General features: G+C 73.9%; 17 protein-coding genes and 1 pseudogene. 12 read left to right on the forward strand and 6 right to left on the reverse strand.

Going from position 1 to position 17,269, the window contains the following annotated elements:
- The first annotated feature begins 117 nt into the window (after positions 1 to 117).
- Complete coding sequence (locus tag ACIGFK_RS26825) at positions 118 to 777, forward strand: vitamin K epoxide reductase family protein (protein ID WP_386464959.1); 660 nt, start codon at positions 118 to 120, stop codon at positions 775 to 777.
- 83 nt (positions 778 to 860) lie between these two features.
- Here the strand turns inward: ACIGFK_RS26825 and ACIGFK_RS26830 are convergent, their stop codons facing one another.
- Positions 861 to 1,274, reverse strand: a complete 414-nt coding sequence (locus ACIGFK_RS26830; protein WP_376661685.1) for a rodlin — start codon at positions 1,272 to 1,274, stop codon at positions 861 to 863.
- 270 nt (positions 1,275 to 1,544) lie between these two features.
- Between ACIGFK_RS26830 and ACIGFK_RS26835 the strand changes: the two genes are divergently transcribed.
- Both ACIGFK_RS26835 and ACIGFK_RS26840 read left to right on the forward strand, forming a co-directional pair.
- Positions 1,545 to 2,105 carry a hypothetical protein gene (locus ACIGFK_RS26835; protein WP_376661684.1) on the forward strand — a complete coding sequence of 187 codons (561 nt, stop codon included), beginning with the start codon at positions 1,545 to 1,547 and terminating at the stop codon, positions 2,103 to 2,105.
- A 110-nt stretch (positions 2,106 to 2,215) separates the two neighbouring features.
- The gene (locus ACIGFK_RS26840; protein WP_376661683.1) at positions 2,216 to 2,455 is read left to right on the forward strand and encodes a chaplin; all 240 of its coding nucleotides are present in this window, start codon (positions 2,216 to 2,218) and stop codon (positions 2,453 to 2,455) included.
- 85 nt (positions 2,456 to 2,540) lie between these two features.
- Here the strand turns inward: ACIGFK_RS26840 and ACIGFK_RS26845 are convergent, their stop codons facing one another.
- The 5 genes from ACIGFK_RS26845 to ACIGFK_RS26865 form a co-directional block, all read right to left on the reverse strand.
- A complete protein-coding gene (locus ACIGFK_RS26845) occupies positions 2,541 to 2,891 on the reverse strand; it encodes a hypothetical protein (RefSeq protein ID WP_376661682.1) in 351 nt (116 codons plus the stop codon).
- Positions 2,892 to 3,101: 210 nt separating this feature from the next.
- Positions 3,102 to 4,316: a chaplin gene (locus ACIGFK_RS26850; RefSeq protein ID WP_376661681.1), complete on the reverse strand. Its 1,215-nt coding sequence runs from the start codon at positions 4,314 to 4,316 to the stop codon at positions 3,102 to 3,104.
- Positions 4,317 to 4,437: 121 nt separating this feature from the next.
- Positions 4,438 to 4,671, reverse strand: coding sequence for a chaplin (locus tag ACIGFK_RS26855; RefSeq protein WP_386464966.1), 234 nt, complete (start codon positions 4,669 to 4,671; stop codon positions 4,438 to 4,440).
- Positions 4,672 to 4,915: 244 nt separating this feature from the next.
- Positions 4,916 to 5,326, reverse strand: coding sequence for a rodlin (locus ACIGFK_RS26860; protein WP_376661546.1), 411 nt, complete (start codon positions 5,324 to 5,326; stop codon positions 4,916 to 4,918).
- Between the two features lie 118 nt (positions 5,327 to 5,444).
- Positions 5,445 to 5,699 (reverse strand): chaplin, encoded by a 255-nt coding sequence (locus tag ACIGFK_RS26865; RefSeq protein WP_376661547.1) that lies wholly within the window; start codon positions 5,697 to 5,699, stop codon positions 5,445 to 5,447.
- 174 nt (positions 5,700 to 5,873) lie between these two features.
- Between ACIGFK_RS26865 and ACIGFK_RS26870 the strand changes: the two genes are divergently transcribed.
- The 9 genes and pseudogenes from ACIGFK_RS26870 (at position 5,874) to ACIGFK_RS26910 (ending at position 17,268) form a co-directional block, all read left to right on the forward strand.
- A complete protein-coding gene (locus ACIGFK_RS26870; RefSeq protein ID WP_376661548.1) occupies positions 5,874 to 6,956 on the forward strand; it encodes a DUF3344 domain-containing protein in 1,083 nt (360 codons plus the stop codon).
- A gap of 17 nt (positions 6,957 to 6,973) precedes the next feature.
- Positions 6,974 to 8,170, forward strand: coding sequence for a glycosyltransferase (locus ACIGFK_RS26875; protein WP_376661549.1), 1,197 nt, complete (start codon positions 6,974 to 6,976; stop codon positions 8,168 to 8,170).
- A complete protein-coding gene (locus ACIGFK_RS26880; protein WP_376661550.1) occupies positions 8,167 to 9,672 on the forward strand; it encodes an exopolysaccharide biosynthesis polyprenyl glycosylphosphotransferase in 1,506 nt (501 codons plus the stop codon). Before ACIGFK_RS26875 ends, ACIGFK_RS26880 begins: the two co-directional genes overlap by 4 nt.
- Positions 9,672 to 11,126 carry an O-antigen ligase family protein gene (locus ACIGFK_RS26885; protein WP_386464974.1) on the forward strand — a complete coding sequence of 485 codons (1,455 nt, stop codon included), beginning with the start codon at positions 9,672 to 9,674 and terminating at the stop codon, positions 11,124 to 11,126. Before ACIGFK_RS26880 ends, ACIGFK_RS26885 begins: the two co-directional genes overlap by 1 nt.
- A complete protein-coding gene (locus ACIGFK_RS26890) occupies positions 11,123 to 13,198 on the forward strand; it encodes a lipid II flippase MurJ (RefSeq protein ID WP_376661552.1) in 2,076 nt (691 codons plus the stop codon). Before ACIGFK_RS26885 ends, ACIGFK_RS26890 begins: the two co-directional genes overlap by 4 nt.
- Positions 13,188 to 13,964, forward strand: a complete 777-nt coding sequence (locus ACIGFK_RS26895) for a polysaccharide deacetylase family protein (protein WP_376661553.1) — start codon at positions 13,188 to 13,190, stop codon at positions 13,962 to 13,964. Before ACIGFK_RS26890 ends, ACIGFK_RS26895 begins: the two co-directional genes overlap by 11 nt.
- Positions 13,961 to 15,076 (forward strand): annotated as a pseudogene (locus ACIGFK_RS26900) (glycosyltransferase); the annotation flags it as partial. The gene ACIGFK_RS26895 and the pseudogene ACIGFK_RS26900, both read left to right, overlap by 4 nt.
- A 348-nt stretch (positions 15,077 to 15,424) precedes the next feature.
- Positions 15,425 to 16,126 carry a lipopolysaccharide biosynthesis protein gene (locus ACIGFK_RS26905; RefSeq protein WP_400053888.1) on the forward strand — a complete coding sequence of 234 codons (702 nt, stop codon included), beginning with the start codon at positions 15,425 to 15,427 and terminating at the stop codon, positions 16,124 to 16,126.
- The gene (locus ACIGFK_RS26910) at positions 16,123 to 17,268 is read left to right on the forward strand and encodes a GNAT family N-acetyltransferase (RefSeq protein ID WP_376657488.1); all 1,146 of its coding nucleotides are present in this window, start codon (positions 16,123 to 16,125) and stop codon (positions 17,266 to 17,268) included. The genes ACIGFK_RS26905 and ACIGFK_RS26910 overlap by 4 nt, the downstream gene beginning before the upstream one ends.
- The last annotated feature ends 1 nt before the right edge of the window (position 17,269 follow it).

The raw sequence follows: 17,269 nt of genomic DNA on the forward strand, positions 1-17,269 counted from the left end.
CAACGTCCGGGGTTCGGTAAAACGTCCGGGAACCATCAGTGGTTCCCGCCACACCTTCAGGTCAACTTGCGTACGGATGCGCATGGTTCGGCCCGCTCTGTGACGGAGCGCGGGACTATGGGCCGCATGGCAACCAATACAGTGGGCGTCCCGCGCCAGCAGGGACGGCCCGACAGTCGACACGAGGGCGGGCCGCAGGACGGGCCGGCGGCGCCAAAAGGCCTGGCCTGGCTGCTGGCCCTGACCGGGGCGGCCGGACTCCTCGCCTCCTGGGTCATCACCCTCGACAAGTTCCTCCTGCTGGAGGACCCGGACTTCAAGCCCGCCTGCAGCCTCAACCCGGTGGTCTCCTGCGGCAGTGTGATGCAGAGCGAGCAGGCGCACGCCTTCGGTTTCCCCAACCCCATGCTCGGGCTTGTTTCGTACGGTGTCGTGGTGTGCGTGGCCGCGGGCCTGCTGGCCGGTGCCCGCTACCGCGGCTGGTTCTGGCTCGGCCTGAACGCGGGCACGGTCTTCGGCGTCGGGTTCTGCACGTGGCTGATGATCCAGTCGCTGTACGAGATCAACGCGCTCTGCCTGTGGTGCTGCCTGGCCTGGCTGGCGACGCTGCTGATGTTCTGGGCGGTCACCGCGCACAACGTCCGTACGGGTGCGCTCCCCGCCCCCGGCCCGGTGCGCGGCTTCTTCGCCGAGTTCGCCTGGGCGCCGCCCGCCTTGCACACCGGGGTGATCGGGATGCTCGTCCTCACCCGGTGGTGGGACTTCTGGACCGGGTGACTCAGCCGCGTGCGGCAGGACGTGCGAGGGCCCCGGCAGCTGGACGCTGCCGGGGCCCTCGTCGCTCGACGCGGGGGCTGGGATCAGCTGCCGACGGAGCCGTTGCCCGAGAGGACCGGGATGTTGTCCAGGATGTGCGAGAGCGGCTCGTCGCCCTTGGCCTGGGTGGAGTTCTCGGTGCACTGCTGGTTCTGCGGGTTGGACAGGACGTTGATGTCCTGGACGCCGACGTTGGCGATGACGGCGACCAGGGACTGGGCGTTGACCTTCGCCGGCAGGCCGATGCAGGGCTTGTTCAGGGTGCCCTGGACGAGGCCGAGCTGCGGGCTCTGGTCGCCGTGGGTCTTCTGGTTGCCGTAGATCTGCGTGGCACCGTTGCCGTTGACGGTGTTGATGCCGTTGTCGTTGCCGATGGCCATGGCCGGGGCAGCGGCAGCGGCGCCCGCGCCGACCGCAACGGCGGAGACCGCGGCGGCGGTCATGAACTTCTTGAACATCTTGATCCTTTAGTCGCACGAGTGCCCGCTGATGGAGCGCCCTGGTCAACTGCCCCACCAGGGGGTTGGTTCCGGTGCTTCACTCAAACGGCCCGCCTGCCGAAGGGTTTTCCCCGGAGGGGGTGAGCCTTCTGCGGACGCGTGCGCGAAGCCCGTACGAACCCCTCAGCCGTTCATGATCCGGTTGCGCTCCGTGCGAGGTGTTCGCACGGTGAGTGAGGAAGCGGATCGTTCTGTTCCGCTTGTATGCCACCACCAGAAGGAACACCCATGCACCGCACCAAGCCGTCCCGCGCCCGGATGCTCGTCCCGTCGGCCCTCGCCGTCGTCATACTGACCGGCGCGGCCGCCCCCGCCGGCGCCGCGGACGGTCAGGGCGCCGCCGAGATCGCCAGGCGATCGGCAGCCGTCGAGCAGCAGATCGAGGAAGTGCAGGAACGGGCGGCCGCGGCCGGTCCGATCGACGACCTCCTCGCGGGCCTCACCAAGACCCTCGGGGACCTCCTCAAGTCGCTGGGCGGCCTGCTGCCGCCCGGGGTGACGCTGCCGAAGATCCCGGAGATCAAACTCCCGGACCTCAAGCTCCCCGACCTGTCCGACATCGTGCCCGATCTGCCGGTGGAGATCCCCAAGCTGCCGGTGGAGGTCCCGAAGCTGCCGGTCGAGGTCCCGCCGGTGGACGGGCTGCTGCCGGACCTGCCGGCGACGCCGCTCAAGCCTCCGGCGGAGCTCGTGCCCGAGATCCCCGACGTCCCGGACATCCCCGATCTCCCGGACCTGCGGGGCGTGGGGAAGGCCGGCTGGAGCCCGTCGCACGACTACGACTATTGAGCTGAACAGGTCTGATCCGGCGCCAAGCCGTGTCGTCCGGGAAGCTGGACCGTTTCGCTCGATGTGAGCCCCGGTTCGGGGCAGAACATCGAACAGAAGGTGCACTTCCCATGAACTCTGCCAAGAAGGCCGCCCTGGTCCTGGCCACCGCTGGTCTCGCTGCGGCCGGTGCCGCCGGCTCCGCTATGGCCGACTCGTCGGCCGACGGCGCGGCCGTGGGTTCCCCCGGTGTCCTGTCCGGCAACCTGGGTCAGGTCCCGGTCCACGTCCCGGTCAACGTCTGCGGTAACTCCGTCAACGTCATCGGTGCGCTGAACCCCGCGTTCGGCAACGTCTGCGTCAACGACTGACGTCTGCGGAGCGACCGCTCAACCGCTCAACCGACTGTGGGCGCCCCGGCCTTGCCGGTGGCGCCCACAGTCTTGTCCGGGCGGCTCAGCCCTGACCGCCGTTGAGCTTGACGCCGCCGAGCATCGGGGACGCCTGGGTGGCACCGTTCGCGAGCCCGAGGACGGTGGCGGGCACGTCGTTGCGGACCTTGTTGACCTTCTGCGCCGTGCCCACGACCTTGTTGACGGCCTCGCCCTGCTCGGCCAGTGCGTTGCCCGCGGTCTGCGGGAGCGCCTCGCTGACCGGGTTGACGGCGTTCAGCACCTCCGTCGCCCCGCCGGTCAGGCTCATCGGGGGCATCGCGCCGACCGGGGCGTCGGCTGCGAAGGCGGGGGCGGAGGCGCCGAGCGCGGCTACCGAGCCGACGACGACAGCGGCGACCTTCGAGAGCTTCATTGTCGAAATCCTCTTCTTTTCGTGGACAGAGGTGCCGGCGGCGACCGTCGCGCCGCTTTCTCCATGGGTAACGATCGCCCGCCCGTACGGAAACGCGGAGGGGTGCGGGCGCATAGTGCGGACATGGCAGCGGCCGGAGAATCCGCTGGGGATTCTCCGGCCGGTATTTCTTCCGATTACCGGGATTACCGGGATTACCGGTAATGCCGGTCAGGCGATGCGCGACCGCCGGTACAGAATGGCGCCGCCCAGGATCAGGGCCGACGCGAGGGCCGCCGCGGCCGCGGGCTGCCCCGCGCCGGTCTCCGCCAGCGCGGGCGCGGTCAGGTGCGCCGGTGCGGGGACGGGCGCGGGCGCGGGGGCCTGCGGAGCGGGAGCCTGCGGAGCGGGAGCCGGGGCCGGGGCCGCGGGCAGGTGGACCGGGGTGTCACCTGCGGGGGCGGCCGGAGGCTGGTCGGCCGGACGCTCCACGGGCTGGCTCCCGTGCGGCGGCCGCGGTGCGGGAGCCTCCTCCGCGCCGGGCGCGGGGGCGGGGACCTGCGGTGCGGGGGCGGGGAGCGGCTGCGGGGCCTCCTCGACCGGTGCCGGTACGGGCGCCGGAGCGGGGAGCGGCGCGGGCGCCTCCTGTACGGGCGCCTCGGGCACCGGGACCGGCGGCGGCGGGGGGAGTTCCGCGACGGGCGCCTCGGGGGCGGGAGCCGGGGCCGGGGCGGGGAGCGGCTTGGGGGCCTCCTCGACCGGGGCCGGTGGCGGCAGCTCCTCCACGGGGTGCGGCTTCGGCTGCGGCTTCGGGGGAGCGGGAGGCGCCGGGTGCGGCACGGGGGCCGGGTGCTCCGCCTCGGGGCGGGGGTGGTCGTCGCACTCCTCCCCGCCCTGCTGCTGCCCGCCGGGGTGGTCGTAGCCGCCCTGGCCGCGGGGGGTCTGGTGGGACTGCCGGTCCTCGTCGGAGTGGCCGTAGCCGCCCTGGCCGCGCGGGGTCTCGTGGCGCTGCTGCTGCTCGCCGGAGTCCCCGTAGCCGCCCTGGCCGCGCTCGTCGCGGGGGGAGTCGTGGCGCTGCTCCGGGACCCGGTGCCGTGCCTCGCGCTCGTCGAGGTAGCGATCCAGGGCCTCGGCGTTCTCGGGGCTGAGGTAGCGCGAGTAGTCGTGGTCCTCGTCGGCGTGGGAGCCGGTCGTGGTGGCGCACGTGTTGCCGAACGCGGGGTTGAGTCCCGCCCCGGCGTCCACGCTGTTGCCGCACACGTTCGGCGCGAAGGTGATCGGTACCGAGACGCTGTTGCCTGCCAGCACACCCGGCGAATGAGAGGCCTCGGCCGTCGCTCCGGGGTGTGCGTAGGCCGCACCGGTCGCGATCGACAGCAGGCTCGAAGCGGCCGCCGCCGTGAGCATCCCCTTGCCCAGTACCTGTCGGCTCAGTACCTGTCGCATGGGTCCTTCCCTGTCTACCGGCGGTGGCGCCGGTGCTGGATCGAAGGTGGCCTCGGAGTGCACCGCCGTGCACTCCGAGGCCACCGTCGAGGAGGTTGCCCTTGCGGGCACAAGAGCTTCGTCAGGCGTTGACGCAGGTGTTGCCGAACGCCGGGTTCAGCAGGGCGATCACGTTGACGGTGTTGCCGCAGACGTTGACCGGGACGTGCACCGGGACCTGGAGCAGGTTGCCGGACAGGACGCCGGGGGAGTCCTTCGCGATACCCGCGGCGTCCGAGTCGGCCATGGCGGGGGAGGCGGCACCGGCAGCCATCAGAACGCCGGCGGCCAGCACCACTGCCTTCTTGTACGTCATTTGTTTTCGATCCTTCCCGCAGAGGCGTATCCACTGCAGAATTAACAACGAGTGTCCGGGGCAAAAGAAACCGGCTGTTTTCGGCGGCGCTCGGGAAATTCACTCCGATGCCCTGCCGGAATTCCGGTTCCGGTGTGGCGGCGGATTTCCGGTGAAACCCTTTTCGATCGGGTGCGCCGGAAACCCACAAGCGGCGAGGCCGCCGCGACCCGAAGGTGCGGCGGCCTCGCGGCACGGGGCTCGGTCAGCTGCCGGCGGAGGCGTTGCCGGAGAGCACCGGGATGTTGTCCAGGATGTGCGAGAGGGCCTCGTCACCCTTGGCCTGCGTGGAGTTCTCGGTGCACTGCTGGTTCTGCGGGCTGGACAGGACCGGGATGTCCTGGACGCCGACGTTGACCAGGGCCAGCACGGACTGCACGTTGGCCTTCGCGGGCAGGGCGATGCAGGGCTTGTTGAAGGAGCCCTGGATCAGGGCCATCTGCGGGCTCATGTTGCCGTAGGTGGCCTGGTTGCCGTAGATCTGCGAGGCGCCGTTGCCGTTCACGGTGTTGATGCCGTGGTCGTTGCCGATCGCCATCGCCTGCGGCGCCATGGCCGCACCCATGCCCACGACCGAGGCGGCAACCGCGGCCGAGGCCATCATCTTCTTGATCATTGTCGTCCCTTTTTTGCAGGATTGCCCGGTAGTGGAGCACCCGGATCAACGGCCCGGCCCCGGTTTGGGTTGCGTGGCTTCACCCGGATGCAGCCGTTTCGGGCGGCACGGTTGACGGTCAGGCGTTCACGCAGGTGTTGCCGAACGCCGGGTTCAGCAGGGCGATCACGTTGACGGTGTTGCCGCAGACGTTGACCGGGACGTCCACCGGGACCTGGAGCAGGTTGCCGGACAGGACGCCGGGGGAGCCGCCCGCGAATCCGTCCGCCGTCGCGCCGTCCCCGCCGTGCGCGGAGGCGAGGCCCGCGCCGCCCATCAGCATCGCGGCGCTTGCGACGGCCATGGTGGTGCCGCGCACCAGCCTCTTCTTCATCTCCGTAATTCCTTTCGGTTCGAACAATGGTGCAAGCCATAACGACCCGCCGGTCCGGAAGGTGCGCGCAATCGCCCGAAAGGCCGTACGAGCGAGTCCGACGTGATTTCCAGCCCGATTTCTGACAAAGTGCACTCCTGTTTTGTCCCGTTGATCGAAAATGGAGACTGCGTCATGGGTTCCTCCCGCAGAATCCTCGGCACGCTCGGTCTGCTGTCCTGCCTGGTCCTTTCCGCGTCACCGGCCTCGGGCGCCCCGTCTCCGAAAGAACTGCCCCGGGTCCCCTTCACCGAGCGTTACCAGGCCGTGCAGCACGGCGGGCTGGTCCGGGCCTCCAACTCCTCCATCGGCTGCCGGCGGCAGGAGTCCCCGCAGGCCGCGTCCTGTGCGGAGGTCGAGCGGGGTGCGGCGGGGGTCAACGGCGACTTCGAGATGTTCTACAACGAGGTCGACGCGGACCCGGACACCTACAACTCCACCCGGGCCGAGCTCCGGATCCCGCAGGGCGCGAAGGTCTCGTACGCCCGCCTCTACTGGGGCGGGAACCTGCGGGTGGGCGAGCAGAAGCCGCCGGAGGACAACGGCCGCGTCCTGGTCGCCGAGCCCGGCGGCGCCTACAAGGAGGTCCTCGCCGACACGGTGATGGGCCACCGCACGGACTCCGGCAGCGATGCCTACCAGGCCTCGGCCGACGTGACCCCGATGGTGCGCAAGGGCGGGGCCGGGGTGTGGACGGTCTCGCAGCTGAACGTCGCCATGGGCCACTCCGAGGCGGGGGCCTGGGGCGGCTGGACGCTGGTGGCGGCCTACGACCACCCGAAGGAGCCGCTGCGCCGGATCTCGCTGTGGGACGGCTTCGAGGTGCTGGAGGCCCGCGCCGCCGACGGGATCGTCGAGGTCGACGGGCTGAGGGCGCCGGCGGGGTCCGCGGGGAAGGTCGGGCTGGTCGGCTACGACGGGGACCGCGGGACCCTCGGGGACTCACTCACCGTGACCTCGGACAGCGGGCGCCGGGTCACCCTCGGCGATGCAGAAAATCCTTTTAATGATGTTATGAATTCCACGATCACAGAATTCGGGGATCACTCGTTCGCGCGACAGCCCGAACACATCAACAACCTCGGATATGACGCGGACGTGTTCGACCTGAGTCCCGCCCTGTCCGGTGGCGCCCACAGCCTGCACTTCAGGTTCAAGGGCGAAAGTCAGGGTCATTTCCTCGGTGTGCTCTTCGTTCAGACAGACGCGCGCCGCTGAACGTAGGAGCACTCCACGTGCCCACACAGCCACGGGCCGCACGGCCCGCGACCGTCCTCCACCTCGTCCAGCCCGTCGACGGCGGCGTGGCCAGGGTCGTCACCGACCTCGTCCGCGCCCAGAGCGCCGAAGGCCTGCGCACCGTCGTCGGCTGCCCGCGCGGCGGTGTCCTCGCCGACGCCGCCCGGGCCGCCGGGGCCGAGGTGCTCACCTGGCGCGCCGGGCGGGCCCCCGGACCCGGGCTGCCCGCCGAACTCCTCGGCGCCCGGCGGTTGCTGAGCCGCGTCCGGCCCGACGTGCTGCACGCCCACAGCGCCAAGGCGGGCCTGGCCGGGCGGCTCGCCGCGCGCGGCGCACTGCCCACCGTCTTCCAGCCGCACGCCTGGTCCTTCGACGCCGTCGGCGGGGCCACCGCCGCCCTCGCCCTGCGCTGGGAGCGGTACGGAGCCCGTTGGGCCGACCGGGTGCTCTGCGTCAGCGAGGCCGAACGCCGCGCCGGCGAGGCCGAGGGCATCACCGCCCACTGGTCGGTGATCCGCAACGGCGTGGACCTCGACCACTTCCGCCCCGGCTCCCCGGACCCCGACCACGACAAGGCCCTCGCCCGCGCCGGGCTGCCGCTGCCCGCCGACTTCCGGGGCGACGGCCCGCTCGCCGTCTGCGTGGGCCGGATCTGCCAGCAGAAGGGGCAGGACGTCCTGCTGCGCGCCTGGCCGGAGCTGCTCGGCACCGTCCCCGGAGCCCGCCTCGCCCTCGTCGGCGACGGGCCCGACGCCGAAAGGCTGCGCCGCACGGCGGCCCCGTCGGGCGCGAGCGTGCTCTTCGCGGGAGCCGCCCGGGACATCCGACCGTGGCTTCGGGCCGCCGATCTCGTTGTACTGCCGTCGCGGTGGGAAGGCATGGCGCTCGCCCCGCTCGAAGCGATGGCCTGCGGCCGCCCGGTCCTGGTCTCGGACGTCAGCGGGGCCCGGGAGAGCCTGCCGCCCGGCCAGGGACGCCTGTGCCTGGTACCGCCGGAGGACCCGACGGCCCTGGCCAAGGCCCTGGGAGCGCTGCTCGCCGAGCCGCGGCTGCTCGCCGGACTCGGAGAGCAGGCCCGGCAGCACGCACTGACCGAATTCGACGTGCGGCGGACCACGGATGCGGTCACCGGTCTGTACCACGAACTGCTGGGCAGGCCCCGGCCCTTGAACCAGGAGCGCAACACCCGATGACGATGGACAGCGCACCCGCCCGGCGGCACACCGGGCAGGGCGGCCCCGGGCCGGCGGCCGGCACCACCGCAGTACGCCGCGCCCAGGCGGCCATCCACCCCCCGCGCGGGCCCGAGGCCGACCGGGCCCGGCCCGCCGTGCGCCCGCAGCGGGTCCGCCGCCGCGGGCGGGTGCTCCCGCTGCTCACCGCAGACGCACTGGCCGCCGTACTGACCGTGGCGGCCCTGCCCGCACCGGCGCTGCCGGCCGGGGCGCCCGTTCCCGTGGCCCTGCTCCTCGCGGCCCTGCACGCGCAGGCCGGGCTGTACCGGCCGAGGCTCGCCCCCTCCGCGCTCCGCGAACTGCCCTTGCTGGCCGGGCGGTCCGCGGTGGTGTGGTGCACGGTCGCGGCGGTCTGGGCCGCCGGCTCCGGCCGGGCCCTCGGGTGGGGCGTCCTGCTGAGCGCCGTCTGCGTCATGGCCGTACTGACGTGCGCGGGACGCGGGTTCGTCAACCAGTGCCTGCGCCGCACGGCCGTGCGCAGGCCCGCGTCCGCCCTCGTCGTCGGACCCGGCGCCGGGGCGGGCGCGGTGGCCGCGGCCCTGCACTCCCGCCCCGAGTTCGGCCTGCGTCCGGTCGGAATCGCCGACACCGAGGCCGCCGCCGCAGGGGAGGGAGGTCCGATGCCGCTGCTCGCCACCCACGAGGACATCCGGCGCGCGGTGATCCAGAACTCCGTCCGGCACGCGGTGTTCACCCGCCCGCCCGAGGCCGACGAGCGCACCGCCTCCCTGGTCCGGCTCTTCCACGACCACGGCTGCCGGCTCTGGCTCGCCGACCCGGCCGGCACCGCCAAGGTCACCGGCATGCGCGTGGCGTGCCCCGCCGACCAGCTGTGGGGGTACGCCGTGCAGCCGCTGCTGCCGCGCCCGGCACGGCCGTTGGAGCGGTGGGCGAAGCGCGGCATCGACGCCGTGCTCGCGCTGCTCGCGCTGGTCGCGGCGGCCCCCGTGATGGCCGCCTGCGCGCTCGCCGTGCGGATCGGGGACGGGCCGGGGGTGATCTTCCGGCAGGAGCGGGTCGGCCTGTACGGGCGGCCCTTCACCCTGCTGAAGTTCCGTACCCTGCGCGCCGACGCGCACGAGGCCGCCACCCGGTGGACGGTCGCGGGCGACCGCAGGATGAGCGCGGTCGGCTCCTTCCTGCGCAAGTCCTCTCTGGACGAGCTGCCGCAGCTGTGGAACGTCGTCCGGGGTGACATGAGCCTGGTCGGTCCCCGGCCCGAACGGCCCTTCTTCGTGGCCAAGTTCTCCACCGTCCACCCCGGCTACGAGGCCCGGCACCGGATGCCCGTCGGCATCACCGGCCTGGCCCAGATCAACGGCCTGCGCGGGGACACCTCCATCGAGGACCGGGCCCGCTTCGACAACCACTACATCGACACCTGGTCGCTGTGGCAGGACCTGTGGATCCTCGCCCGCACCGCGGCCTCCTTCTTCCGCTTCCGGCTGGGGGGCAGCTGATGAGCCTTGCGGTATCCCCTTACCCGAAGGGCGTACTGCGGCCCGGTGGGCCGCTGCCGGTGCTGCTGCGGCGGCACTGGCCGCTGCTTCCGCTCGCCGCGACCGTGCTGTTCCTCCTCGCCCCGCTCCCGGCCGGGGACGCGACCGCCTCGGGGAAGGTCGGCCCGGCCGACGCGGCCTCGCTGCTGCTGGTGTCCGTGTGCGCCGTGCAGGCGGTGCGCGGCCGGGTGCGGGTGCTGAGCCCGCTCGGCGTGCTCGTGCTCGGGGCGCCCGGGGTGGGGCTCGCGGTGGCGACGATGACCGCGGGGGACCCGTACGCGGCCCTGCCGGGCTTCGTGCGCTACCTGCAGGTCTTCGTCCTGGTCCCGGCGGCGGTGGTGCTGCTGGTGCGCGACGCGGGGGAGTTCCGGCTCGCCGCCGGGTGCTTCCTGGTGCTGGCGCTGGTGCAGGGCGCGCTGGGGGTCGTGCAGTACGCGACCCACACCGGGGCCTCGTACCAGGGCGAGGACATCCGAGCCGTGGGCACCTTCGGCCCCGGCGACGTCATGGGCATGGCCACGGTGGTGGCGTACGGGCTGATCGCGGCGACCGCGCTGGCCCTGGCCCCGGGCCTCGCGCCGCGGGTCCGGCGGACCGCCGGGGGCGTCGCGCTGCTGCTCGTGGTGCCGCTGGTGCTGTCGTTCAGCCGGGGCGCGTGGATCGCCACCTCGGGGGCGGCCCTGCTGGTCATCGTCCTGGCGGGGATCCGGCGGGCCCTGAAGGTGCTGGTCGCGCTGTGCGCCGCCGGGGTGGTCCTGGTGGGCGGGCTCGGGGTCGGCTCCGACATGGTCGGCGAACGGCTGGCCTCGATCACCCAGGTGTCCAGCGCGCCCGACCAGTCGGTGACCGACCGCTACACGATGTGGGCCGCGGCCGAGTCGATGTGGCGCGAGCGGCCCGCGGTGGGGGTCGGACTGAAGGGCTTCCCGGCCAACCGGGACGGGCACTCCTCGCTGGGGCTGTCCTCCGGCAGCGACACGGCCGGCGCGGGCCAGGCGTTCCTCCGCCAGCCGCTGCTCTCGCCGCACAACATGTACCTCCTGGTCCTCAGTGAGCAGGGGCTGACCGGCCTGACGGCGCTGGCGGGCGGCTGGGCGGTGCTGCTGGTGGCCGGCCTCAGCCGGCTCGCCCCCGGCGGGCGCGTGCGGGGCGCGGGCCTGCGGGGTGACGCGCACATGCGGGACTGCGGGCTGATCGCGGTCGGCCTGTTCGTGTGGCAGCTCGTCGACTTCCTGTACGCGGACATCGGCGGGCCGTCCACGGTCCTGACCGGTGTGATCGTCGGCCTGGCGGCCTGGTGGGCGCTTCCCTCCCCGGAGGGCGGCGGTTCGGGAGGCCGCTCGCGCGGCGGTGCGGTTGCTGCCGCGGGCGGGCGCACCGGCATGCGCGCCGTTCCGGGTGCGGACGGCCCGTGACGGACACCACACCCTGGCGGCCCGCCTCCGGCCCCCCGGCCGGGGCGGGCCCCGCCCATGTCCCGGCGGCCCCGGACCCGGCCGTACCGGCCGTGTCGGACCCCGGCTTCGTGACGGGCGGCCTGCCGCGGCCGCCCGACGGCCCGGCGGGCGGGGCGTCGCCCCGTTCCGGCGACGGCCCTGCGGAGCCCGGGGACGGGCCGGGCCGGGCCCCGGGGGCGTCGGGCGTCCCGTCCTCGGCGGCCTTCGGATCCGCCGGGTACGCGGGCGGGTTCGGCGGGCAGGCCGGGTACGGCCCTGCCGGGTACGCGGGCGGTGATCCCGGGCCGCGGAGCGTGCGGATCGCCGCGTGGGCCGGTGGGCCGGTGGCAGCCGGCAGTGGCCGGCCCGGGGACGCCGGGACGGACGGCGGGCGGGACGGCCGCACGACCGGGTCCCCCGCCGCCGCGCCGGCCGAGGCGCTCGGCGGGAGCCAGCCGCTCGGGCGGTTCCTGGCGAAGGCCGCGGCCGTCACCGCCGGACTCACCGCCGCCGGGGCGGTGTTCGGGCTGGTGCGGGACCAGACCATCGCGCACCTCTTCGGGGCCGGCCACGACAGCGACGCGTTCCTGATCGCCTGGACCGTGCCGGAGATGGCCTCGACGCTGCTCATCGAGGACGCCATGGCACTGCTCATGGTGCCCGCCTTCAGCCATGCCCTCGCCCGGCGGGCCGCCGCCCGGACCGGGCTCACGCGCAAGGAGGCCCGCGCGCAGGACCCCGTACGGCTGCTCGTGGGGGCGACCCTGCCGCGGCTCGTGCTCTTCCTCGCCGTGGTCGCCGTACTGCTCGTCGCCGCCGCGCCGGCCGTCGTCTCCGTACTCGCCCCCGGGCTGCCCGACCCCGGACTCGCCGTCCAGTGCACCCGGCTGACCGCCCTGACCGTGCTCTCCTTCGGAGTCGCCGGATACTTCAGCGCGGCGCTGCGCGCCCACCGCTCCTTCGTACCGCCCGCCGCGATCTACGTCTCGTACAACATCGGCATCATCGGCACGATGGTCGCCCTCCACGCCCTGTGGGGGGTCCGGGCCGCCGCGGCCGGTGTCGCCGTCGGCGGGCTGCTGATGGTCCTCGTCCAACTGCCCTCCTTCATCAGGAACGTCGGCTTCGGAACCCCCCGCGGCCGTGGCGCCGCCCGCAGCCAGCGCGACCGCGACCGGCCCACCCTCATCGCCTTCGGGGTCATCGCGCCGGTGGTCTTCTTCGCGGTGTCCCGGCAGTCGCAGGTGCTCGTCGAACGGTTCCTCGCCGCCTCCCTGCCGCCCGGGGCGATCTCGCACCTGAACTACGCGCAGAAGGTCGCGCAGATGCCGATGGTGCTGTCGCTGATGATCTGCACCGTCACCTTCCCCGTCGTGGCCCAGGCCATGGCCGGCGGCGAGCGCGAGAAGGCCCGGCGCCGCGTCGAGCGGGACCTGGCGCTGGCCTCGCTCGCCGTGCTCATGGGCACCGCACTCGTCATCGGCTACGCGCCCCAGATCATCCAAGTCCTGTTCGAGCGGGGGGCCTTCACGCACCAGGACACCCTCGCCACCGCCTCCGTGATGCGGGTGTACGGGCTCGGCCTCCTCGGGCACTGCCTCGTCGGGGCGCTGTCCCGGCCCTTCTTCTCGACCGCCCGGCCCACCTGGTTCCCGGCGTGCGCGATGGGCGGCGGGCTCCTCGTCAACATCGTCGCCGGAGCCTTCGCCGTCCGCTGGTGGGGCACCTACGGCATCGCCGCCGCCAACGCGGCCGGCATCACCACCACCGCCGCCCTCCTGCTCACCGGCCTCGGCTCCCGGATCGTCGCCATCCAGGTCCGCCGGGTCGCCGTCAGCATCGGGCGGCTCGGCGTCGCGGCCGTCGCGGCCGGAGCCACCGGTTGGATCGCCGGGCCGATGATCCCCGACCCGCTGCTCAGCGCCGGACTCGGCTGCCTGCTGGTCCCGGCCATGTTCGGGGCCACCGGCACGGCCATACGAGCCCTCGAAGTCACCGCCCTGCCCGCTCAGATCTCCCAGCTCACGCAGAGGTTCCGCAATGTCCGCTGACACCGACACGGCCCCCGCCGCCGTGGTGGACCCACCCCGCCGGACCGCCTTGCCGTGGGTCCTGATGTACCACTCGGTGGCCGAGTTCACCGACCCCGCCGAGGACCCGTACGGCATCACCGTCACCCCCGTCGCCCTGGAGGCCCAGCTGCTGTGGCTGCGCTCCCGCGGCCTGCGCGGAGTGTCCGTCGGCGAGCTGCTGCGGGCCCGCGCGGCCGGGCGCGGCGCCGGGCTGGTCGGGCTGACCTTCGACGACGGCTACGGCGACTTCCTGACCATGGCGCTGCCGCTGCTGCGCCGCCACGGCTTCACCGCCACCCTCTTCGTGCTGCCCGGCAGGCTCGGCGTGGACAACGTGTGGGACCCGCTGGGGCCCCGCAAGGCCCTGCTCACCGCCGAGGGCGTACGGGAGATCGCCGACTCCGGACAGGAGATCGGCTCCCACGGACTGCTGCACCAGGACCTCACCGCGGCCGCCGACGACGTGCTCCAGCAGGAGCTGCGGGGCAGCCGCGACCTGCTGCGCGAGCTCACCGGCGTGCTGCCCGAGGGGTTCTGCTACCCGTACGGGCACCTCGACGGCCGGGTCGTCGAGGCGACCCGGGCCGCCGGGTACGCGTACGCCTGCGCCATCGACCCCGGGCGGCTGGCCGGCCGGTACGCCCTGCCGCGCACCCACGTCAGCCAGGCCGACGGGGGCGCGCGGCTGCGCGTGAAGCAGCTGCGGCACCAGGTGCGGGAGATGCGACGGGTGGTGCTGCCGTGAAGGCCTTGCACATCATCACGGGACTCGGCGTCGGCGGCGCCGAGCAGCAACTGCGGCTGCTGCTGCGGCACCTGCCGATGCGGTGCGACGTCCTCACGCTGACCAACCCCGGGCCGGTGGCCGAGGGGCTGCGCGCCGACGGGGTCCGGGTCGTGCACCTGGGCATGACCGGCAACCGGGACCTGGGGGCGCTGCCGAAGCTGGTGCGGTTCATCCGGCGCGGCCGGTACGACCTCGTGCACACGCACCTGTACCGGGCCTGCGTGTACGGGCGCCTCGCGGCGCGGCTCGCGGGCGTCGGGGCGACGGTGGCCACCGAACACTCCCTCGGGGACGCCGAGATCGAGGGCCGGCCGCTGACGCGCGGCGTGCGGGGGCTGTACCTGGCCAGCGAGCGGCTCGGCGCGGCGACGGTCGCGGTGTCCGACACCGTCGCCGCCCGCCTGGAGGCGTGGGGGGTGCCGGCCGAGCGGGTGCACGTCGTCCCGAACGGGATCGAGGCCGCCCGGTTCCGCTTCGACGAGGGCGTACGGCGCGGGACGCGGGCCAGGACCGGCCTGCCGGAACGGGCCTTCGTGGTCGGCGGGGTCGGGCGGCTGGTGCCGGGCAAGCGGTTCGACGTACTGGTACGGGCGGTGGCGGCGCTGCCGGGGGCGCACCTGCTCCTGGCGGGGGACGGGCCGGAGCGGGCCGCGCTGCGCCGGCTGGCCGCGGAGCTGGGTGCGCAGAGCAGGATCCACCTCCTGGGGGAGCGGGACCCGCTGGGCGACAGCGCGGACGGGCGCACGCCGGGGATCCCGGCCCTGCTGGCCGCGATGGACGTCTTCGTCTCCCCGTCGCGGGAGGAGGCGTTCGGGCTGGCGGTGGTCGAAGCCCTGGCGGCGGGACTGCCCGGGCTGTACGTGACCTGCCCCGCCATCGACGACCTGCCGGCCCTGCAGGCGCCGGGGGCCCGCCGCATCGGTACCGGCACGGAGGAACTCGTCGCGGCACTGCGCGGGCACATGGAGGCGGGGGTCAAGCGGCTGCCGGTGCCGCCGGTGGCCCGCCACTACGACATCGCGCGCAGCGCGGCCAGCCTGCTGGACGTGTACGCCCTGGCCCTCGACACCCCCGGGGCCGCCGCCCCGGACCCCGGTGGGGCGGTGGTTGACCTGCCCGGGCCGGGGCGGACGGCCCAGGCCCCGGCTGCGCCGGAGCCGCTCGGGGCGCGGGCCCCCCGGGGCTCCGCCCCGGACCCCGCGCCTCGAACGCCGGCGGGGCTGGATCCGGCCGCGGCGGGGCCGGATGTGGCCCCGGCCGGGCTGGAGTTGCCCGGGCCGGCCGGGCCGGCGGTTCGGCGGCAAGGGGCCGCGCCCGGGCAGGCCGGTACCGGTTGAGCGTTGCAGCGAAGCACCCCGCAGGGGGCCCGGAAGGGCTCGTGAAGAACTCCCCGACACACAGGAAGCGAGCGCGCGCACATGGCCGACGCCGTTGATCCGAAGGAATCCGAACACCGTTCAGGGCGGCGCAGGCCGAGCCGCCGCCGGCTGCCGGCCTGGTGGCCGCTGCCCGCGTGCGCGCTGGTGGGGCTGGCCGCGGGTGGGGCGTACGGGGTGCTCAAGGCACCCGAGTACGCCGCCACCAGCTTCATCGTCGCGGTCCCGGACGACACCACCGAACCCGCCACCGCCATCGGCTTCGCGCAGGCGTACGCCCGCATCGCCACCAGCAGTTCCACGCTCGCCTACGCCCAGCCCCGCGCGGGCGTCAGCGCCCGGCAGCTGCGGACCCAGGTGCGGGCCGAGACCTCCCCCGAGTCCCCGATGATCGCCATCACCGGCACCTCGAAGAGCCCCTCCGGCGCCGCCGACATCGCGAACGCAGTCGCCGACGCGCTCTCGCTGAGCAGCAACCAGGCCGCCAAGAACACCGGGGTGAGGCTGCTGCTGTTCAGCCAGGCCGTCGCCCCGACCGAACCCGCCTCCCCCTCCGCCGCCATCAGCGGCGCGGTCGGGCTGTGCGCCGGCGGCCTGCTCGGCGGGCTGTGGCTGCTCGCGCGGCCCGGCGGCCGGGCGCGGCGTCCCGAAGAGGCGCAGGCCCAGCCGGGCACGGAGGGGTACGCCTCCCTCCCGGCCCAGGGTGAGCACGCCGACGCCAAGGAGAAGGAGTCCGTCCGATGACCCAGGGCTCCGCGGGGCAGTCGTTGTCGGTGACCCTGTGCCGCGACCCCCGGCAGTTCGCCGCCTTGGAGGGGCCGTGGAACCGGCTCGTCCGCGGCTGTCCCACCGCGACCCCCTTCCAGAGCCACGCCTGGCTGCACTCCTGGTGGCTGTCGTACGGGAAGGACGGCCGGCTGCGGCTCGTCCTCGTGCGGCGCGGCGAGGAGCTGGTCGGCGCGGCGGCGCTGATGCTCGTACACCGGCCGATGCCGCTGCTCGTGCCGCTCGGCGGCGCCATCACCGACTGGTTCGACGTGCTCGTCGCCGCCGAGCACGCCGACCAGGTCGTCCCGGCGCTGGCCCGCGGGCTGCACCGGGCCGCCCGGGGAGCCGTCGTCGACCTGCGCGAGGTCCGCCCCGGGGCCCTGGTGGAGCAGCTCTACAAGTACTGGCCGGGGACCGGCGCCCGGCTCACCGACTCCACCTGCATGGAGCTGCCCGCACTGCCCTTCGACGAGCTGGTCAAGCGGATGCCGGCCTCCGGGGCCCAGCGGGTCCGGGCCAAGCTGCGCAAGACCGACGCCGTCGGGATCGAGGAGCACGAGGTCACCGAACAGGAAGTGCCGCGAGCCGTACGGACCCTGCTGCGGCTGCACGAGAAGCAGTGGCGGGGCCGCGGGGTGACCCCCGAGCACCTCAGGCCGCGCTTCGCAGAGCACCTGACCCGGGCCACCCGGCGGATGGTGCGGGCGGGGGAGGGCCGGCTGACGGAGTTCCGGCTGGACGGGAAGGTGGTGGCGTCCAACGTCACGCTGCTGTCGGCCGGGCTGAGCGGCGGCTACCTGTACGGGGCCGACCCGGAGCTGCGCGCCCGGAAGGTGGACGTGGCGACGCTGCTGCTGCGCCACGAGGCCGGGAAGGCGCTGGCCGACGGCCGCCCGGTGGTGAGCTTCCTGCGCGGCAACGAGCCGTACAAGAACCACTGGCGGCCCGAGACGGTCGTCAACCAGCGCTTCCTGCTGGCGACGACCGCGCTCGCACCCCTGCTGCGGCTGCACGAGTCGCAGGTGACGGGGCGCGAGCGGGCGGTCGACGCGCTGCGCGAGGCGCTGCCGGCCGCCCGGGACTGGCGGGCACGGCTGGGCGAACTGCGCGTGCGATGAC

The sequence above is a fragment of the Streptomyces sp. NPDC085524 genome (genome assembly GCF_044541755.1).
Taxonomy (GTDB): Bacteria; Actinomycetota; Actinomycetes; order Streptomycetales; family Streptomycetaceae; genus Streptomyces.